Origin of the sequence: Flavobacterium sp. LPB0248 (genome assembly GCF_013388355.1) — a bacterium.
Lineage (GTDB): Bacteria > Bacteroidota > Bacteroidia > Flavobacteriales > Flavobacteriaceae > Flavobacterium.
This window is the reverse complement of the sequence record NZ_CP058246.1, coordinates 2,258,709-2,277,734: the sequence shown is the minus strand read 5'-3', so window position 1 is coordinate 2,277,734 and position 19,026 is coordinate 2,258,709. Positions and strand designations below refer to the sequence as shown.

Here is a 19,026-nt window from a genome sequence, read left to right as displayed (position 1 = left end):
TCTCACTTCCTAATTGCCACATTTGATTACTTTTGCGGCATGATTTCAATTCCTCACAAAGCTAAGCAATTCCTAGTTCTTCTGGCCAAACTTTTAATTGTTGGCGGTGCATTTTATTTTATTTACAATCAGTTGGCTAACAACGACAAATTGGACTGGCAGAAGTTTATTGTTTTGTTCAAGAAAAACCAATCGGTTTTAGGGATTTCGGTTATCTTGCTTTTGAGTGTTTTGAACCGTTATTTTGAGATTTTGAAATGGCAGAATCTGGCTCAAGTAATTCATAAAATATCGGTTTACGAAGCTACAAAACAAGTTTTGGCTGCTTTGACGGCTGGAATTTTTACGCCAAACGGAGTAGGAGAGTATGCTGGAAAAGCGTTGTATTATCCAAAATCTGAAGCCAAAAGAGTGGTTTTCTTAAACCTAATTTGCAATGGAATCCAGATGATTTTAACCATCATTTTTGGAATCTTCGGACTGTTGTATTTTAATGCTGAATTTAATGTAATTACAACTAAAACGGTTCTGATTCTTTTTGGCGGATTTGCACTACTTTTAATTCTATTATTCTCCATTAAAAAGATAAAAGTAAAAGGATATTCAATCGAAAAACTGATTCATAAAATCAATGAAATTCCGAAATCGGTTCATCAGAAAAATATTTTTTTAGGAATCTGCCGTTACTTGGTTTTCTCGCATCAATATTATTTTTTGTTTTTAGGTTTTGATGTCGATCTGCCTTATTTGACTTTAATGGCGGCAATAACATCGGTTTACTTTTTGGCTTCTTCGCTACCAACATTTCAGTTTTTGGATTTTGCGGTAAAAGGAAGTGTTGCGATATATTTCTTCGGAATTTTAGGTGTAAACGAATGGATTGTAATTTTCATCAGCACCTTAATGTGGTTTCTGAATGTCGTTTTACCAGTTGTTTTAGGAAGTTATTTTGTACTGAATTTTAAAACCAAAACAGCTGCATGATTTTCGGATTGTTTGCCATATTAGCCATTTATATTGTTAGCATTTTTTTGCTGATTTATGGTTTTTTCAAAGTGCAGCAATATCAGAAAAGAGATTTAAAGCCGAAGACTAGTTTTACGATTATAGTTCCGTTTCGGAATGAAGAAGAAAATCTACCCAATCTTTTAAAAAGCATTTCTAAACTTAATTATCCCAAGGATTTATTTGAAGTGATTTTGGTTGATGACGCTTCAATTGAAAAGTTTCAGGTTTCAAGTTTTAGGTTCCAAGTTTCAATAATTGATAACATTAGAATTTCCAGTTCTCCCAAAAAGGACGCCATTACAACGGCAATGCAGCGTGTAAAAACCGATTGGGTTATTACAACCGATGCCGATTGTATTGTTCCTGAAAACTGGCTTTTAACGTTTGATAATTATATTCAGGAAAATAAAGTTTCGATGTTGGCAGGAGCAGTTTCGTACAAATGTGAGAGTTCTTTTTTAGATCATTTTCAGCAATTGGATTTAACCAGTTTGCAAGGTGCTACAATTGGGAGTTTTGGTTTAAAAAAAGGTTTTATGTGTAATGGAGCCAATTTTGCGTATACAAAATCATTGTTTGAAGAGCTGAATGGCTTTGAAGGAAATGACAAAATTGCCAGTGGAGATGATGTGTTTTTACTTCAGAAAGCAGTCGAAAAATTTCCGGATGAAGTTCATTATTTAAAAGCTCAAGAAGCAATTGTAGTTACAAAACCAACTGAAAATTGGAAAGGATTATTTCATCAGAGAGTGCGTTGGGCGGCGAAAACTAGTTCGTACAGGAGTTCTTTTGGAAAACTATTAGGCTTAATTGTTTTCTTTGGAAATTTGAGTTTTGTAATTGGATTTTTCTTTGTGGTTTTAGGAAATTGGTATTATCCCATTTTTGTGATTTTTGCTTTTTCTAAGTTTGCAATCGATTATGTTTTGCTTTTTATAACGAATCAATTTTTGACAAAAGCCAGGATTAAAAGCCTTTTGTTGAGTAGTCTGCTGTATCCGTTTTTTAGTTCTACGGTTGCGTTATACAGTTTGTTTGGTCCTTATAAATGGAAAGATCGCCAATTTAGAAAATAGCTACTTATATAACTACTTCTCGTCTTTTGCTTTTATGATAACAGGCAGAATAAATTGCGTTTTTACTGGAATACCTCTTTTTATAGCTGGATTTACTTTCGGGAAATCGACTAGACGAGCATGCAGAATACTGTCTATTTTTATGGTATCGTAAGCTACAGAATCTTTAGGGAACTGAGGCTCAAACTTCATGGTTGAGTTTGGAAAAACGGTTACTTTGACTTCGATTGTGTCCAACTCTGGATACATTATAGACAAAGTATCGATGTTTAGTTTTTCTTGAATAAGACCCGACATGACTTCAAAAAAACACTGCTGACGTAGTTTTTTATTAGCGATTTTATCACAATTAGGAACAGAAGGATATTCGTCTACTTCCTTCCAGTTGATCGATTTTAACTCTTTTTGAAGTAACTCTTTTTCAGACGGAACCTGCTTCTCAAAATATTGACAAGAATTAAAAAGAATACATATAAAAAAAGGGAAAAACTGCCTCAAAGTTTTAAAATTGAATGAATGAACAAAAATACGGATTATTTTTTTGTGAAGCTTTTAGATGCTTACGAATCTTCATATTTTAAAGATACATATTTTAACGTTTGTACGGAAAAAAATAAAGTAGTAATTTGTAAAAACAAATTTACAAAATGATATGGATTTACTTTTAGTACTGCTGGGATTTATATGTGTAATCGTTGGTGTTTTTGGGAGTTTTCTCCCTGTTTTGCCTGGATTGTCAAGCTGTTGGGTAGGACTACTGTTGCTATATCTGACTAAGGCCGTAGAAAACAATTATTGGGTTCTTGGGATTACTTTTGTTGTAATGGTAATTATCACAGTTTTAGATTACATCATTCCATCAAAAGGGACTAAAAAATTTGGAGGAAGTTCTTACGGAGTCTGGGGAACTAATATTGGTTTAATTGTGGGAATTCTTGCGCCAATTCCGTTTGGAGTTATTATAGGGCCGTTTGCTGGTGCGCTAATTGGCGAGCTATTATACGATTCTCAAAATCACAAACGCGCTTTGAAAGCAGCTACTGGCTCAGTTCTTGGATTCTTAGCTTCGAGTTTTGTGAACTTCTTTTTTTCAGTAATTTATCTCGGGATTTTTCTCACTATCCTTTGGCAAAATAGGCAGCTTATTTTCTAAATGGTAATTTTGACTTTAAGCTTTTTCTTATATTTTTGATTTTTTGAAAAAAACTCTTAAAATTTTAAATATAATTTTCGTATCTTATAACTACGCCAAGCTTTATATTTCCTCATTTCCTTATTTTTTAGCGCTAAATGCTTGAAAATCGACCACCTAAATTTTTAACTTAATTTTTGGAAATGTTAAAATATTTTATATTTTTATCTCGATAATCGATGAAAAGCCTCACTTTATCGGTTATTTTAAATAAGTATAAATAATCATTTTTTAAGTTATGAGTATGACCCCAAACCTACAAATTGAACTTAGACGCTTTATTTCTTCTAATGTTGTCTCCAAGTTAAACAAGTTTTATTTTGAGAATGATGCACTTTTAATTAAGGGAATAGACGTCTCGATCGGCACAATTTTGATGGGACTCTACAACAAAGCCGAAGAATCTGATTTTTATTCCGAAATTGTTTCCCTTATCCAAGAAGATTCCACTTTTTACCAAGAAGTAGATTTTAATGCAGGCAGAATTTTATCAGTCGACGACTGCTACCGTTTAGAAGGAAATGTATTGCTGAAAGAATTGTTCTCTAACAAGAAAGGCAGAATTTCAGAAATGGTTTCTAACGAAGTTGGCATCAAAAGCGAAACAGCCAGAGAAATACTTAACTTTTCAGCATTACTTGTAATGTCTTATTTAAGATACAATCTTCAATTAATAGAAAGTTTAAAACTCCTTTTAGAAGATCAAAAAAGAGATATTTTAAACAGCATTCCGCCCGGAATCAAAATCATCCTAGGTTTTTCAAATTACGAAACAGTAGAAGACAAAAACCAATCTATCGGAAGATCTATTTTTACCCTTTTCGGACATAATTTCTTTAGTTTTTAAAAATAAAAAATCCCATTTTCAATAAGAAAACAGGATTTATTTATGACTTAAATTTGAAAAACGCTTATACGTTTTTCAAATTGATAACTTCTTGATCGGTCAAAAAGCGCCAGTTTCCGCGAGGAAGATTCTTTTTGGTCAATCCAGCAAATGAAACACGGTCAATTCTAAGAACATTATATTCAAAGGATTCAAAAATAGAACGCACCACTTTTACGTTAGCAGTACGCAACTTAAGACCAACTTCACTTTTTGGTTCGTTATCAATATAGCTTACTTCTTCAACAAAAACACGGTGTCCGTCAAGAACTAAACCTTTGCTGATTTTTTCTAAATCTTCAAATTTTAAGTTTTTGTCTAAAGAAACCTGATAAATCTTAGACGATTTCTGATTCGGCAATGTAAATTTACGAATCATATCAGTGTCGTTAGTAAACAATAATAAACCAGTTGTATTCTTGTCCATTCTTCCTACAGCAGCAATTTTTGCATTTGTAGCACCACGAACAAGTTCTAGAACGTTACGATATTCCTGGCCTTCATCAAAGGCAGTTGTAAAGTTTTTAGGTTTGTTTAATAAAATATATTCTTTCTTTTCAGGAGTTAATGTCACACCGTCAAAGTTTACAACATCATTCAGTTTTACCAAATAACCCATTTCTGTAACCACAGTACCGTTAACTTTAACGTTTCCAGACTGAATATAAATGTCGGCGTCACGACGAGAACAAACACCAGAATTAGAGATGTACTTGTTCAGACGAATTTCATCTGAAGCCTTTTGTCTCTTAGCTGGCTGATTTTGTTTTCTAAATTTTTCAGCAGCAGCTTCCTGAGCAGCTTTAACTTCAGGTTTTACTTTTTTAGGCCCTTGCGCGCGCTTAGCCATAGGAGGTTTTGGCTTGTTAGAGTTTGGTCTTGAGCTGTTTGGTCTCGATCCGCCTCTTTTATTGTTGCCTTCCTTGTTGTTCATAGAATCATTAATTTGTGCAAAGATAGTTTTTTCCTGCTAATAAATCTTAAGTTCAATGTTCTTAGATTAATAGCGGTTTATTTTAAGATGTTTAGGAGCAATGTAATTGGCTTTTTAAAATAGATTATTGCGCAAAGATTCACAAAGAATTTCACGGAGTTACACAAAAATACTTTGCGAATCTCTGTGAAAGAGAAAAACTTAATAATTAGAAATCAATTCGCGACCATGCCATAAGACGCTTGGATTAATCAGAACAATGCAGCAAACGCCAGATACAATTAGGAACTTAAGAACATTATGAAGTTTTAGATATTGTTCTTTAGAATCAGATTTCCATAAATAAATCAGGAAGAAAAGTAAAACGCCAAAACAGACGTAAAAATAAATGTCCATATAGCCCACATCATAGATGTTAACCAATACATAAACTGGTAAAACGGTAAGCAAAGTTAAAACCGTTATAATTTGCTTAGAAATTTTTTCTCCGTATAAAACCGGAATTGTTCTGTATTCACTTACCAAATCACCTTTTAGATTTTCAAGATCTTTTATCATTTCGCGAATCAATAAAAGAAGGAATAAGAAAACCGCATGTGCCGAAATCACCACAAAATGACTCATGTGATTCTCAATTTCTTCAAACGAAATCTTATTATAGAAATAAAGTAAAATGGCAAAAAACGGCGTCACAGCAAGCAACGCAGACATTAAATTTCCAATAATTGGATACTTTTTAATTTTATGCGAATAGAACCAAATCATAAAAATATAGCCCGAAAAGAACAAAAAAGCTCTCCACGAAACTATAAAAGCCATTAGAACCGCAAGAAAATTCAAACTGAAATAAACATTCAGTTTAGTTTTCTGACTTACCAAACGATCCAGCATTGATTTATTCGGACGATTAATCAAATCTTTCTGATTATCGTAAAAATTATTGATGATATATCCTGAAGCAATTGTAATAGCGGAAGCAAAGACAATTAAAAACAAATGAAAATCAAGCAAGATATCTAGTGCTCTAATTTCTGGAGCAAGTATAAAAATTGCTGATAAATATTGTGCTAAAACAATGATAGGAATATTGTAACCTCGAACTACAGAGAACAGACTAACAATTTTCATTACTAAAAGTTTTTGTTGTCTGCTTAACATAGATGATACAGTGGTATTGATTTAATTTAGGGAAGTTAAAGTATATTTTTTGATTCTGAAAACTAGAGCTTGTTTTTTAACAATTCTTCAGATCCATAACCTAATTTTCGAATGCAGGCTAGAGCTTGTTTTTGTGTAATATCGATTTCTGTAATATCTTTTTTATCTACAAAAACTACCGATCCGCTCCACGGATTTGGAGCATCTGGTATAAAAACTGTAAATTTCTCATCGCTGACTTGCTCTATTAAAAAAGCAAATTGCAAACCAGCATCTGTAGGAACTAAAATTACTTTTAAATCGTCTTTAGATTCTAAACCTAATATATTTTCATTCATGCTTTTCATAAATGAATAGCCAGGAACAAAACTTAAAATCCCATCTTCTAATTTCTGAACTAATTTTTCAGCGGCTGCAGTTCTTGCCAGTAATCCAGCAATAAAACAAATTAGAATTATAATTAATATTCCAACAAGCTCCTGAATTGCAAGGCCTAAAACGCTTACTTTTGGTAAAGTGCTTACAAGTGGCAGTGTAGTTTTTTGTACAAGACCATATCCTTTTTCTAAAACGATTAATAGTACAACGAGCGGTACTAAGAACAGAATTCCTCCTAAAAAAGTTGCTTTGAGAATCTTTAAAATACTTTTCATAGGCAATAATTTTTTAAGATTAAATGTTTAGGAAATGGTATTCAATAGCAATATTTTAAGAGGTTTAACTTTAAAACTGATAAACTACTTCTAATTTATAGTCTTTCAAGGACGCTTTGGCTCTTTCTAAATCTTCCGTAAAACCTAGAATATAACCTCCACCACCAGAACCGCAAAGTTTTAGGTAATAATCGTTTGTATCAATTCCGTGTTGCCAGATTCCGTGAAATTGTTCTGGAATCATTGGTTTAAAATGATTTAAAACAACTTTAGAAAGCTTTTTAGTATTAGTAAACAAAGACTTCATATCACCGTGCAGGAAGTTTTCTACACAGGCATCTGTATATTTCACAAACTGGTTTTTAAGCATGGCACGGAAACCTTTATCTTTTAGGTTTTCCATAAAAATGCTAACCATAGGAGCAGTTTCGCCTACAATTCCTGAATCTAACAAAAAGACAGCACCTTTTCCGTCAAAACTCTGAGTCGGAATTCCAGTTGCTTCAATGTTATCTTTAGAATTAATCAGGATCGGAATACTCAAATAGCTGTTTAACGGATCTAAACCTGAACTTTTTCCGTGGAAAAAGCTTTCCATTTGAGAAAATATATTCTTTAAGTGTAATAATTTTTCACGAGTCAGATTCTCCAGAACAGTGATTTTGTTTGTAGCATATTTATCGTAAATAGCCGCAACAAGCGCACCGCTGCTTCCAACACCGTACCCTTGAGGAATACTAGAGTCGAAATACATTCCAGTTTCAACATCATTTTTTAAAGTTTCTAAATCGAAAGTAACCAATTCTGGTTGCTGAGTATGTAGCACTTCAAGATAAGAAGCAAAACTTCTTAAGCTTCTGTTTGATGAAATTGCTTCTTCTGTAGGCTCTTCAGATTTTTTTAAAGCGCCATTGTAAAAGTTATAAGGGATAGAAAGTCCTTTAGAGTCGCGGATAATTCCGTATTCTCCAAATAGTAATATTTTTGAGTAAAATAGTGGTCCTTTCATGATTTATTTTATGTCTTTCTAATAAAAAATTTAACTAAAGATACGGAAAATTATAATGCAATTGCACCGCTCCCAATTTTGTCGCAAATGTATTGACTATTCTGACAAAATACAACTAATTCGTCCTGAATAAATTGAAGTACTTTTTCGCTAACGTTTTCAGGATACAAAACATGTACATTGGCACCAGCATCAAGCGTAAAACATACGGGAATCTTGGTTTCATTTCTGAATTTCCAGATTGCATTTATGATTTGAAGCGTATTTGGTTTCATTAAAATAAAATACGGCATCGATGTCATCATCATAGCATGAAGAGTCAATGCTTCACTTTCTACAACTTTGATGAATTCATCTAAGTTTCCACTTTCAAAAATGGCAATCAATTTATCTAGATTTTCGTGTGCTTGTGTAAAACGTCTTTCTGCATACGGATGATTGTGCATTAAATCGTGCCCAATGGTGCTGGAAACTTGTTTTTCGCCTTTGTCAACCAATAAAATAGTATCTTGATAATTCTTGAAGTTCTCGTGAATTGTATACGGAAATTCAACTCCAAATAAATCTGTACTTCCTTCAATATTTTCCTGATTTCCCCAAACTACCACATTTCCTTTTACACTTCGGCAAGCACTTCCAGAACCTAAACGAGCTAGAAATGAGGCTTTTCGATAGAAATATTCGTCAGTCATTTCAGGATTTAGTTTCCTTTCTAAACTCATAAAATTCATTGCCAATGCAGCCATTCCAGAAGCTGATGATGCAATTCCTGAACTATGCGGAAAAGTATTCTGCGTATCAATTGTAAAATGATACTCTTTCAAAAACGGCAGATAAACTTCAACTCTTTCTAAAAACTTCTGAATTTTCGGTTTGAAATCTTCTTTTGGTTTTCCTTCAAAAAGTAAATCAAAAGAAAAGTTTTCTTGAGCCTCTTTTTTAGAAAAGGCAAGTTTTGTTATTGTTTTACAGTTATTTAAAGTAAAACTAACAGAAGGATTTGCTGGAATCTGGTTGTCTTTTTTTCCCCAGTATTTCACCAATGCAATGTTGCTTGGAGCGCTCCATTCAAAGTTTCCGTTTTCGATTGTTGAAGTATATGGATTTGGTATAAAATCGGCTGCTGTTAACATGAATTACAAAATTTTGGCAAAGATAGTTTTTTCGCCATAAAGGGATAATTTTTTATCCATAATGGTTTAAACTTTTCTTTTGACTATTTTTGAATTCAAAATTAGAATTCATGAATAAGTTCGTAAAAATCGCTATAGCTTTAGTAATTTGTTTAACAGTAGGTTATTCTGCCGGAGTGGTTACAAAACCAAGTATCGAAACTTGGTATGTAATGCTGGAAAAACCAGTTTTTAATCCGCCGAATTGGATTTTTATGCCAGTTTGGACTGTGATCTATATTTTAATGGCAATTGCAGCTGCGTTGGTTTGGGACAGAATAAAAGAAAATACAGAAGAAGTTAAAAAAGCATTGTTGTTCTTTATCATTCAATTGATTTTAAACTCAATTTGGTCTTATTTATTCTTCGGACTAAAAAATCCGATGTTGGCTTTAATCGAAATCGTGCTTTTATGGCTGATGATTTATGAAACCTATTTGAAATTCATCAAAATCAATAAAATTTCAGGTTATTTATTAATTCCATATTTGGCTTGGGTCGGATTTGCGACAGTTTTGAATGCTAGTATTTGGTGGCTAAATAAGTAAAATTTAGTTTCAAGTTTCAGGTTTTTCTTTGTTTCAGGTTAAGCTACTTCAACTTCTTAAACTCTTCATTTTTAGAATATAGAAAGTCTATTAATTCTAAATCATTTGATTTTTCTAAAAGAGTTTTAGATTTTGGGTCTTCAATACAAAATTTTAAGAAAATCTCTTTCTCTTCGGGTTTTATCTTCAAATTTTCGATGAAAAAATCAGGAGAGCAAGAAGCAATAACAAGTTTCTTAAAACGGTCATCACGTGGCTCAATTTTTTTCTTCGGTTTATCAAAAATGGAGTAACTAAAATCTAGTCCATTTTTGATCCTCCCGTCATAAACATTCACTTTTGAAGTTACTTCATCAAATTGTTTTCGATTTTTAATCTTATTTATTTCTTCCTTATTATTGCCGATTTTTTTAATATCAGCTTTATTAAAAACAGATCTTGAAACTATAACATTCTCCAATTCTTCAGCTTTTGGAGTCATTTCAACAATAAGATAGTTTTTTTCTAAATCTTTCAAAGTTAATTTCAATCTTGTAAATAAGTGATCCTTTATAAAAAACAATAAACTGTCCTGCTCCTTTACTAAAATTGAAAACTCTCCAAATTCATTTGTTCGGCTGCTTATTTTGGCTGTTTTATTGATGACTTCGACATTTTTTAAAATTAAATTTTGAGAAACAACTTTCCCATGAAGTAATTTTTCGGTTTGAGAAATACTAAGCTGATAGGTTAAAAAAGAAATTGTAGTAAGTAATTTTACTTTCATGTAATGACTTTTAGTTTTTAATTCCTGAATTTAATTTTTGAAACTCTTTGTTTTTAGTATGCAGAAAATCCATTGTGTAAAGTAAATTTTTCTGCTGTACAAGAACTTTAGCCTGCGGATCAGCATCACAAAATTGTAAAAACAGTTCTTTTTCTTCTGGCTTTATTTTCAAATCATTTGTAAAGAAATCTAATGGAACAGTTGCTTCGGCTAATTTTTTAAAATCCAATTCTTTGAACTTAAATTGCTCTTTTTTTCTTTTTCCTCTAAACAAATTGAAAATAGCAATTAAATCCATTCCATTTGGGATAGTTCCGTTGTACACTCCTGTAGATATCGGTCCCACTGGCACAACAGTAGAATTCTCGTCTGCTGGACCGACTTTTGGAAATTTTATGTTTGTAATTAGGATTTCATCTAGTTCTTCAGGCTTCAAAATCATATTTACAACCATGTTGTTTTGGTCTATGTTTTCCTGAGAAATTTTAAATCTTTTAAAGAAATAGTCTTTGGAGTAAAAGAGAAGGCTGTCTTGTGGACGAACTAAAATTGAAAACTCACCTAGTTCATTTGTTCTGGTGCTAGTTTTAGCTGTTTTGTTAATCACCTCTACTTTATTAAGCGGAATGTTTTGCGCAAGAACTTTTCCGTTTAATACTTTTTCTGTTTGAGAAACGCTGAGTTGATAAGTAAAAATAGAAATTGTGGTAAGTAATTTTACTCTCATATAGGATTAATTAGTTGAGAGTAAAATTATTAGAATAGTCTTAATGAAAACTTACGGAATATGTAAATTCTTGTTAATAAAGCCATCACATGTTTTGAACAAATTTTTCCAGTTCTCCATTATTAAATAAAACAGGTCCGTGACCAAAACAAAGTATTTTTGGTTTTAGCGAAGCCAATTTTAGAATCGATTTTCTATTGGTTTCTTTATCAGTGGTAAATAAATGGGGAGGTTCATGCAAGCCCACTTTTGTTGTCAATAAATTCATATTGGTCATCACATCACCTACTATTAAGATCCCGTCTTTTTCTCTGAAAAAAGAGATATGTCCGCTTGAATGTCCTGGAGTTTCAATAACTGTGAATCCCCCAATTTGATCGCCTTCTTTTAATGTTTGAGAAACTGGATGTCCTTTTCCTGCCCAAAAGTTTTTCTGAAACTTCGAAATAATATGATTTGGATTTGGGTATTCTGTAATTACATTTCCATTTTCTGTAAATTCTTTTTCAAGTTCACTGCATAAAAGAGGAATGTTCAAGGTTTCGCAGATTGTTTTGCTACTTCCTTGATGATCGGCGTGGGCGTGCGTTAAGACATGTTTGGTTACCGTTTTGTCTTTTAAAGCTTTTAAAATTGTATTTGCTGAACTTCGAATTCCTGCATCAATTAAAACATTTTCAAGCAAATAACAATTGATAGCATTTCTTGGAAATAATGAAATTTGGTAAACGTCTTTGGTAATATTCTTCATCTTTTTCAAATTTTATTTTGACAAAGATTCGAATTCCGTTTTTCAATACACTTGATAAATGTTAAGAAATGTCCTGACGGATTCTGCTTAAAGATTCGGGCGTAATTCCGAGAAAAGAAGCGATGTAAATTAAAGGTGTTCGCTGCATTATTTTGGCTGGAGCCGAAGCTAAAAAAGTCTGGTATTTTTCTTTAGCTGGAATCATTTGTAGCTTTAAAACGCGATCTGCCATGCAAAGATAATTTTGTTCTGCTAAGATTCTTCCGACACGTTCCCAATTCGGAATTTTGTTATACAAAAACTGCATTTTTTCGAAAGTAATCGAAAGCACATCGCAATCTTCAATACATTGAATATTTTCAAAAGAAGGAGATTGATTTATGAAGCTAGAATATGAAGCAATAAAACCTTCATCACAACTTAAATAAGTGGTAATTTCTTTTCCGTCTTTTAAGTAATAAACACGAGCCAGACCTTCAACAATAAAAAAGATTTTACTGCTGGTTTTTCCCATTGAAGAAAGAAATTCTTTAGCCGTAAATCTTTCATATTCAAAACAAGAATCAATTGTCCTGATTTCATTTTCAGAAAAAGAGGCAATCGATAATATTTGTTTTTGTAATGAAGGGTTCACGATTTAAAGTATCTCAATTAATTCTGAAGCATTATTAATAACCACTTTTGCCCCGCTAGATTTCAATTCATCTTCCGTTCTATAACCCCAAGTTACGCCAACAGGAAACATATTGGCGTTTACAGCCGTTTTCATATCAATATCAGAATCGCCCACGAAAAGAATTTCTTCTGGTTTTAAATTCCATTTTTTACTGATTTCAATCGCTTCAAACGGATTTGGTTTTTTAAGTGCTTCCGTACTTAATCCAATCGCTGTGTCGAATTGCTTTGGAAATAATTCGTAGGCTATTTTCTTCGTTAATTCATCGGCTTTGTTGGAGAAAACCGCCATTTTGATGTTTTGAGAAGTCAGTTTTTCAAGCAGTTCAACAATTCCGTCATACGGTTTTGTTTTGAGTGTACAGATTTTAGTATATTCATCAACCATACATTCAAAACAACTTTCGATTTCATCATCAGAATTGTTTGTGGTTGGCAATGCTTTGCTTACCAAATTTCGTAAACCACTTCCGATAAAATATTGGTAAGTATCGTAATCATGCGTTGGGTAACTTAGAGCGGTAAGTACTTTATTCATCGCATCTGAAATATCGTGTAATGAATCGACTAGCGTTCCATCTAAATCAAAAATAATTCCTTTAAATTTCATTTTGTATTAAATATTTTGAGCCAGAATAAACCCGCTTGTCCAGGCATTCTGAAAATTAAATCCGCCTGTAATAGCGTCGATATTTACAATTTCGCCAGCAAAATAAAGGTTTTCGTGAATTTTACTTTCCATGGTTTTAAAGTTGATTTCCTTTAAATCGATTCCGCCAGCCGTTACAAATTCTTCTTTAAAAGTACTTTTTCCGTTTACTTTAAATTCAGCTTTTGTTAGTTGTGAAGCTAGATTTTGCAATTGAATTTTAGATAAATCTGCCCATTTCGTTTCAGAATCAATTCCTGAAGCGAGAACGAGACTTTCCCATAAACGATTCGGAAAGTCAAAAGGAGATTTTTTAGAAACGGCTTTTTTAGCGTGTTCTTGTTTTAAGTCTTTTAGGATTTTTTCGGCATCTTCAAAATCAACATCATTTAACCAATTCACGAAAATGGTAAATTGATAATTTTTGTCGTGCAGAATGCGTGCGCCCCAAGCCGAAAGTTTTAAAATTGCTGGACCGCTCATTCCCCAATGCGTAATTAACAAAGGCCCTGTTGATTCCAGTTTTGTATCTTTTACGTTTACGGTAACTTGTGCGGCAACGCCTGGTAATTCTTTAATTCTGGAATCTTTGATATTGAAAGTAAATAGGGAAGGAACGGGGCTCACAATCGCATGGCCTTGTTCCTGAAGCATTTCCCAGATTTTAGGATTGCTTCCCGTTGCCATTACTAATTTTTCGGCAGCATAATTATCAGTTTGTGTATCAATTTTCCAATGATTTTCTTTTTTGAAAATGGATTGTACACTTTGTCCTGTCAAAACTTTTATGCCTAATTTTTCGGTTGCTTTTAAGAAACAATCGATAATCGTTTGTGATGAATTGGAAACAGGAAACATTCTTCCGTCTTCTTCAATTTTTAATTCTACGCCATGTTTCTCGAACCATTCAATTGTATCGCCCGAACAAAATTGGTGAAAGGGTCCACGAAGTTCTTTTTCGCCTCGCGGATAAAATTTAACCAATTCGTTGGGTTCAAAACAGGCGTGTGTTACATTGCATCTTCCGCCACCAGAAACACGGACTTTAGAAAGGACTTCTTTTCCTCTTTCTAAAATGGCAATTTTAAGTTTCGGATTTTTCTCTGCAATGTTAATTGCAGTAAAAAAACCAGCAGCGCCTCCGCCAACGATGATTATGTCGAAATTTTTGATCATATTTTTTTGTTAGCCACGAATTCACGAATTTTTTATTGAACTCTGATGAACTTTGACAAAGTTTCTCGTGACGTTTTTTATATTTTATCTGGATTATCAGAGATAATTCCGTTTACATTGTAACTTTTTACTTTTTGAATGTCTTCTTCTGAGTTTACTGTCCACGGCAAAACCAAAAATCCTTTTTCCTGCATTTGTTGAATATTTTCTTCATTCAATAAATTAAAATCAGGATGAATTGCTTTTGCTTTTATTTTTTCGGCGAAAGCCAAAGCAGTATCTATATTTTCTTCTGTTAAAACACCAATCAGAATGTTCGGGTTTAAGTTTGATGTTTCCTCCAACATATTCCAATCAAAACTTGAAATGATGAAATGATCGTATTTCCAGTTTTTCTCGGAGATATATTTCTCAATTAATGCAACAACTTTAGGCGCAGTTCCTAAACCCTTTAATTCGATATTGATTAAGCATCTTTTGTCAACCAAATCAAAAACTTCATTTAAAGTTGGGATTTGATATTTTCCATCAATTAAAAATGATTTTAATTCTGCTAAAGTAAAATCATTTACAAAACCTTTTCCGTTTGTGGTTCTGTCGATAGTTTCGTCGTGAATTACAATTAAATGTTCATCGGAACTCAAATGAACATCAAGTTCAATTCCGTCAGAATTTAGATCTAAGGCTTTTTGAAAAGCTTGTAAAGTATTTTCAGGTTCGTAGGCTTTGGCACCTCGATGTGCAATCTTTAAAACATTCATTTTATAAAGGTTCAGAGTTGCAAAGGTACAAAGGAGCAAAGGAAAAATAATAGCCACAGATTAAAAGGATTAAAGTGATTTTTAAATCCGTGATAAATTATGTCTCTCGCAGATTTTGCAGATTTTGCAGATTTTTCTTTTAATTATCTGCTCAATCTCCTAAATCTGCGAGAGAAAAAAACTTTAAATCTCTTCTAATAAAACAATATCAAAATCATTGTCTATAATCACTTTTCCATCAACAACCTCAACTTCTTGATTCGAATATGTATCTTTTAGTTTTGTTCCGTTTGGAAAGATTTCGCCAACTGGAAGTTCTTTTCTGCCTTTTGGTAAATCTACTCCCATCACCACTTTATCTGTAAAAGAACCTTTTGTAAACGTTCTGGAGAAAGTATAAGGATACGGATTAATCAGTTTGTGTATTCCAGCTCCAACAGCAGGATGATTTCGTCTAAACTGACCTAATTTCTGCCAGTGCAAAAGCGTTTTCTGTGTTTCTGGATTGTTCTGAATATCCTCCCAATTCATATTAGAACGTAATGTTGCATCACCTTGAGTCCCTTCAACAACTAAAGATCTTGCCGATTCATCTCCATAATAAACCTGAGACATTCCAGGAGAAAGCAATAGTTTGTTTGCTGTTTCAATGCTTTTTGTTCTGTTGGCATCAAAAGGCTGTCCATCGTCATGAGAAGACATATAATTAAGGACAGAATAGCCTTTTAAATCATTATTTAATGCATTGGAATATTTAGAAAATAAACCTTCATAATCGTTTTGAGCAGCATTCCATTTAAATTCAAAGTTGATCATGCTGTTGAAACCATTTTTAAAATAATTGACTTTTCGATCTCCAAAATCATAATCCTGACCGCCATTGATTCCGTAACCGTAAACTTCGGCAATGGTGTAAAACGGATTCTGATCTAGAACTTGCATCGGATGATGTTTTTTCCAAGTTTCAAAAGCGTACTCACATTCTTTTTTGAAATCCGCCCAAACGTTTTCATCAGTATGTTTTACAGTATCTCCTCTGTAACCGTCAACTCCAAATTCAAGAATGTAGTCTGTAAGCCATTTTATAATGTAATACTTTGGAGTTCTTGGATAACCTGTTCTTTTGAAAAATTCATCCAATGAGGCGGTTTCTTTTTCATAACGACCTTCTTTTTTCCATTTTTCAATTAAAAAAGGAGGGAGCGCTACTTCCTGAGTACTTTCTGTTCTAACATCTGGAAGATTATCAACCAAAGTACACATCGTTGTATTTTCGAACGATTTGTAATCGCAGACAACGCCAGTTCTAACCCAATCTGAAGGCCAAACAGGATCTTCTGGAGTTACTGGTCCAGTATGATTGATAACTCCGTCAAGAATGATTCTGATGCCTTTTTCGTGTGCTTTTTTTACCAGATTAGCTAAATCTTCTTTTGTTCCAAAGTTCGGATCTAAAGCAGTCCAGTCTTTTGCCCAATAGCCGTGAAAACCATAACTCAATCCAGTTCCTTCGTCAACTCCATCATGAATCTGTTCGACAATCGGCGTAAGCCAAATGGCATTGATTCCTAGTTTTTCAAAATATCCTGATTCGATTTTTTTAGTAATTCCGATAATGTCACCGCCTTCAAATCCACGAAGTTTTCCGGGAGTTTTAGTTCGGTTGAAATTGACGTCGTTTGAAGTATCTCCGTTGTAAAAACGATCTGTAAGTAAAAAATAAACATTTGCTCCTTCCCAAACGAAAGGTGTCTTTGAAGTATTATTCATTGTAACTGATTTTGAGCCAGAACAACTCATTATTAAGAATACTAAAGGTAAAAAAAGGAAAGTGTATTTTTTCATTATTTTAGAATATTTTAGGATGGATTGTGTTGAAAAAAATAGCCACGAATTCACGAATTTTTATTCTCAAAGATTGTAAAAAAATAATTCGTGAATTCGTGGCAGAAAAAAACTTTGCGTTTAATTTTACTCCAATTCTAAAACCAAAGCTGATTTTGGTTCTAAAGTAATTTCAGAGGCTAAATCGAATGTTTTTCCTGTAATAACATCTTTACCAGATTTGTAGTTTTTGATGCTTTCTTTAAAGCGGTTTGTTTTTACAACCTGTTCTTTTGCATTGTTATTGAAAACTACCATAACCGTTTTACTATCAGTATGTCTGAAATATACATAAGTGTTATTTTCAGGAATATAGTGCGTCATTTTTCCGAAATGAACTGCTTCGTTTGTTTTTCTCCAGTTGAATAATTTTGCACTGAAATCAAAGAACGCTGCTTGTTCTGCAGTTCTTCCTTCTTTGGTAAAAGCATTGTTTTTATCGCCAGCCCATCCGCCTGGGAAATCTTGACGAATATCGGCATCACCGCCTTTTCCTTTATCTCCGCCCATTCCGATTTCTGAACCGTAATAGATTTGGGGAATTCCACGAACTGTTGCCAATAAAGTCATTGCCAGTTTGTATTTTGGGAAATCATATTTAAAGTTATGATTCATACGATCTGTGTCATGATTTTCGGAAAAAACTAAGATATTATTGGTATTTGGATATAAGAAATCCATTGCAAAATTGTTGTAGAATTTAATCAATCCGCTGTCCCAGTTTGGTTCATCTTCACTGAAGGCAGAAGTAATCTGACTTTGAAGGGTAAAATCCATTACACTTGGAAGATTCGAATTGTAATTTTCGATAGCACCAATTTTACTGTCTTTCTGCCAAAAAGCTAAATTCGCCTGATTGTGCATCCAGATTTCGCCCACAATATTAAAGTTAGGATATTCAATTGTAATAGATTTTGCCCAATTTGCCATTGCCGTTTTATCTGAATAGTTGTAAGTATCTACTCTAAATCCGTCAAGATTAGCAAATTCAATCCACCAAATAGCGTTTTGAGTTAAGTATTTTGCAACCAAAGGATTTCTAAGATTCAAGTCTGGCATTGAAGGTACAAACCAGCCGTCCACACAAACTTCCTGATCTATTTTAGAAGCGTGAATATCGGTTATTACTTCACGTCTGTGGTGTGTTTGAGTGAAAGTTTCAAATTGATTGAACCATGTTTTAGTCGGAATATCTTTCATCATCCAATGCGTAATTCCCCAGTGATTGGTTACATAATCCATAACCAGTTTCATGTTCTTTTTGTGCATTTCTGCAGATAAACGAGCATAATCGTCATTAGTTCCGTAACGCGGATCGATTTTGTAAACATCAGATTGTCCGTAAGTATGATACGAATGTTGTTTGTCGTTGTCTTCGCATAAAGGCGTGCTCCAGATTGTAGTTGCGCCAAGAGACGAAATATAATCTAAGTTTTTGATGATTCCTTCGATATCTCCGCCGTGACGTCCGCTTGGATCTTGACGGTTTCCTTTTTCAGTTAAAGAAGCGTCGCTGTCGTTTTTCGGATTTCCGTTAGCAAAACGATCCGGCATGATTAGATAAATCAGGTCAGAGGCATCGTAGCTCTTTCTTTCTGCAGAATTGGCTCTTCTTTCTTTAAGAGCATATTTTTGAGTAAAAGCGACTTTATTTTTGTTTTTGAAAGAGAAAACCAATTCAGAAGCTTTTACGTCTTTCGTATCGATGGTTACGAAAAGATAGTTTGGATTTTCTGTTTTTTCTACATTTTTGATCGCAACATTGTTTGAAACCGAAGTTTCATATTGTGCAATATTTTTTCCGTAGAACATAATTTGCAGTTCCGGATTTTTCATTCCTGCGTACCAAAACGGCGGCTCTACTTTTTGGATTTGCGCTTTCGCGGAAGCGGAAAACAACAAAACCATTAAAACTATTTTATAGAATGTGTGGTTAATTTTTAGGTTATTCATAGTAAAGATGAATTTAAACCATATAAGAAATGTAAGAACATTTAAGAC

The 19,026-nt window shown here is 33.3% G+C and carries 20 protein-coding genes; 5 read left to right on the top strand and 15 right to left on the bottom strand.

What is annotated here, in order from left to right; genetic code table 11:
• Positions 1-39: 39 nt before the first annotated feature.
• Complete coding sequence (locus tag LPB248_RS09375) at positions 40-984, top strand: lysylphosphatidylglycerol synthase domain-containing protein (protein WP_177211201.1); 945 nt, start codon at positions 40-42, stop codon at positions 982-984.
• A complete protein-coding gene (locus tag LPB248_RS09370) occupies positions 981-2,084 on the top strand; it encodes a glycosyltransferase family 2 protein (RefSeq protein WP_177211200.1) in 1,104 nt (367 codons plus the stop codon). Before LPB248_RS09375 ends, LPB248_RS09370 begins: the two co-directional genes overlap by 4 nt.
• Positions 2,085-2,096: 12 nt before the next feature.
• Here the strand turns inward: LPB248_RS09370 and LPB248_RS09365 are convergent, their stop codons facing one another.
• On the bottom strand, positions 2,097-2,582 hold the full coding sequence (locus LPB248_RS09365) for a hypothetical protein (RefSeq protein ID WP_177211199.1): 486 nt from the start codon (positions 2,580-2,582) through the stop codon (positions 2,097-2,099).
• 154 nt (positions 2,583-2,736) lie between these two features.
• Between LPB248_RS09365 and LPB248_RS09360 the strand changes: the two genes are divergently transcribed.
• Both LPB248_RS09360 and LPB248_RS09355 read left to right on the top strand, forming a co-directional pair.
• Positions 2,737-3,237: a DUF456 domain-containing protein gene (locus tag LPB248_RS09360; protein ID WP_177211198.1), complete on the top strand. Its 501-nt coding sequence runs from the start codon at positions 2,737-2,739 to the stop codon at positions 3,235-3,237.
• A gap of 283 nt (positions 3,238-3,520) precedes the next feature.
• The gene (locus LPB248_RS09355) at positions 3,521-4,123 is read left to right on the top strand and encodes a DUF937 domain-containing protein (RefSeq protein ID WP_008466405.1); all 603 of its coding nucleotides are present in this window, start codon (positions 3,521-3,523) and stop codon (positions 4,121-4,123) included.
• A 64-nt stretch (positions 4,124-4,187) separates the two neighbouring features.
• Here the strand turns inward: LPB248_RS09355 and LPB248_RS09350 are convergent, their stop codons facing one another.
• From LPB248_RS09350 to LPB248_RS09330, 5 genes are all read right to left on the bottom strand, one after another.
• Positions 4,188-5,096 carry a pseudouridine synthase gene (locus LPB248_RS09350; protein ID WP_177211197.1) on the bottom strand — a complete coding sequence of 303 codons (909 nt, stop codon included), beginning with the start codon at positions 5,094-5,096 and terminating at the stop codon, positions 4,188-4,190.
• A gap of 201 nt (positions 5,097-5,297) precedes the next feature.
• Positions 5,298-6,254 (bottom strand): geranylgeranylglycerol-phosphate geranylgeranyltransferase, encoded by a 957-nt coding sequence (locus LPB248_RS09345; protein ID WP_177211196.1) that lies wholly within the window; start codon positions 6,252-6,254, stop codon positions 5,298-5,300.
• Positions 6,255-6,316: 62 nt separating this feature from the next.
• Positions 6,317-6,907 (bottom strand): DUF502 domain-containing protein, encoded by a 591-nt coding sequence (locus LPB248_RS09340; protein ID WP_177211195.1) that lies wholly within the window; start codon positions 6,905-6,907, stop codon positions 6,317-6,319.
• Between the two features lie 70 nt (positions 6,908-6,977).
• Complete coding sequence (locus LPB248_RS09335) at positions 6,978-7,916, bottom strand: mevalonate kinase (protein WP_177211194.1); 939 nt, start codon at positions 7,914-7,916, stop codon at positions 6,978-6,980.
• Positions 7,917-7,966: 50 nt separating this feature from the next.
• On the bottom strand, positions 7,967-9,049 hold the full coding sequence (locus LPB248_RS09330; RefSeq protein ID WP_177211193.1) for a diphosphomevalonate/mevalonate 3,5-bisphosphate decarboxylase family protein: 1,083 nt from the start codon (positions 9,047-9,049) through the stop codon (positions 7,967-7,969).
• A gap of 110 nt (positions 9,050-9,159) precedes the next feature.
• Between LPB248_RS09330 and LPB248_RS09325 the strand changes: the two genes are divergently transcribed.
• Positions 9,160-9,636, top strand: coding sequence for a TspO/MBR family protein (locus tag LPB248_RS09325; RefSeq protein WP_177211192.1), 477 nt, complete (start codon positions 9,160-9,162; stop codon positions 9,634-9,636).
• Positions 9,637-9,679: 43 nt separating this feature from the next.
• On the opposite strand, the gene LPB248_RS09320 is transcribed toward LPB248_RS09325, so the two are convergent.
• The 9 genes from LPB248_RS09320 to LPB248_RS09280 all read right to left on the bottom strand — a co-directional run bounded on the left by LPB248_RS09320 (position 9,680) and on the right by LPB248_RS09280 (position 18,978).
• Positions 9,680-10,402: a hypothetical protein gene (locus LPB248_RS09320; RefSeq protein WP_177211191.1), complete on the bottom strand. Its 723-nt coding sequence runs from the start codon at positions 10,400-10,402 to the stop codon at positions 9,680-9,682.
• Between the two features lie 10 nt (positions 10,403-10,412).
• Complete coding sequence (locus tag LPB248_RS09315) at positions 10,413-11,129, bottom strand: hypothetical protein (RefSeq protein ID WP_177211190.1); 717 nt, start codon at positions 11,127-11,129, stop codon at positions 10,413-10,415.
• Positions 11,130-11,214: 85 nt separating this feature from the next.
• A complete protein-coding gene (locus LPB248_RS09310) occupies positions 11,215-11,880 on the bottom strand; it encodes an MBL fold metallo-hydrolase (RefSeq protein WP_177211189.1) in 666 nt (221 codons plus the stop codon).
• A 61-nt stretch (positions 11,881-11,941) separates the two neighbouring features.
• Positions 11,942-12,514, bottom strand: coding sequence for a Crp/Fnr family transcriptional regulator (locus tag LPB248_RS09305; protein WP_177211188.1), 573 nt, complete (start codon positions 12,512-12,514; stop codon positions 11,942-11,944).
• A gap of 3 nt (positions 12,515-12,517) precedes the next feature.
• Positions 12,518-13,165: an HAD family hydrolase gene (locus tag LPB248_RS09300; protein WP_177211187.1), complete on the bottom strand. Its 648-nt coding sequence runs from the start codon at positions 13,163-13,165 to the stop codon at positions 12,518-12,520.
• A gap of 6 nt (positions 13,166-13,171) precedes the next feature.
• A complete protein-coding gene (locus tag LPB248_RS09295) occupies positions 13,172-14,380 on the bottom strand; it encodes an NAD(P)/FAD-dependent oxidoreductase (protein WP_177211186.1) in 1,209 nt (402 codons plus the stop codon).
• 77 nt (positions 14,381-14,457) lie between these two features.
• Entirely contained in the window at positions 14,458-15,141 is a 684-nt protein-coding gene (locus LPB248_RS09290) for a glycerophosphodiester phosphodiesterase (protein WP_177211185.1), read from the bottom strand.
• Positions 15,142-15,324: 183 nt separating this feature from the next.
• Positions 15,325-16,986, bottom strand: coding sequence for an alpha-amylase family glycosyl hydrolase (locus LPB248_RS09285; protein WP_177211184.1), 1,662 nt, complete (start codon positions 16,984-16,986; stop codon positions 15,325-15,327).
• A 126-nt stretch (positions 16,987-17,112) separates the two neighbouring features.
• On the bottom strand, positions 17,113-18,978 hold the full coding sequence (locus LPB248_RS09280) for a glycoside hydrolase family 13 protein (protein ID WP_255462904.1): 1,866 nt from the start codon (positions 18,976-18,978) through the stop codon (positions 17,113-17,115).
• Positions 18,979-19,026 lie beyond the last annotated feature (48 nt).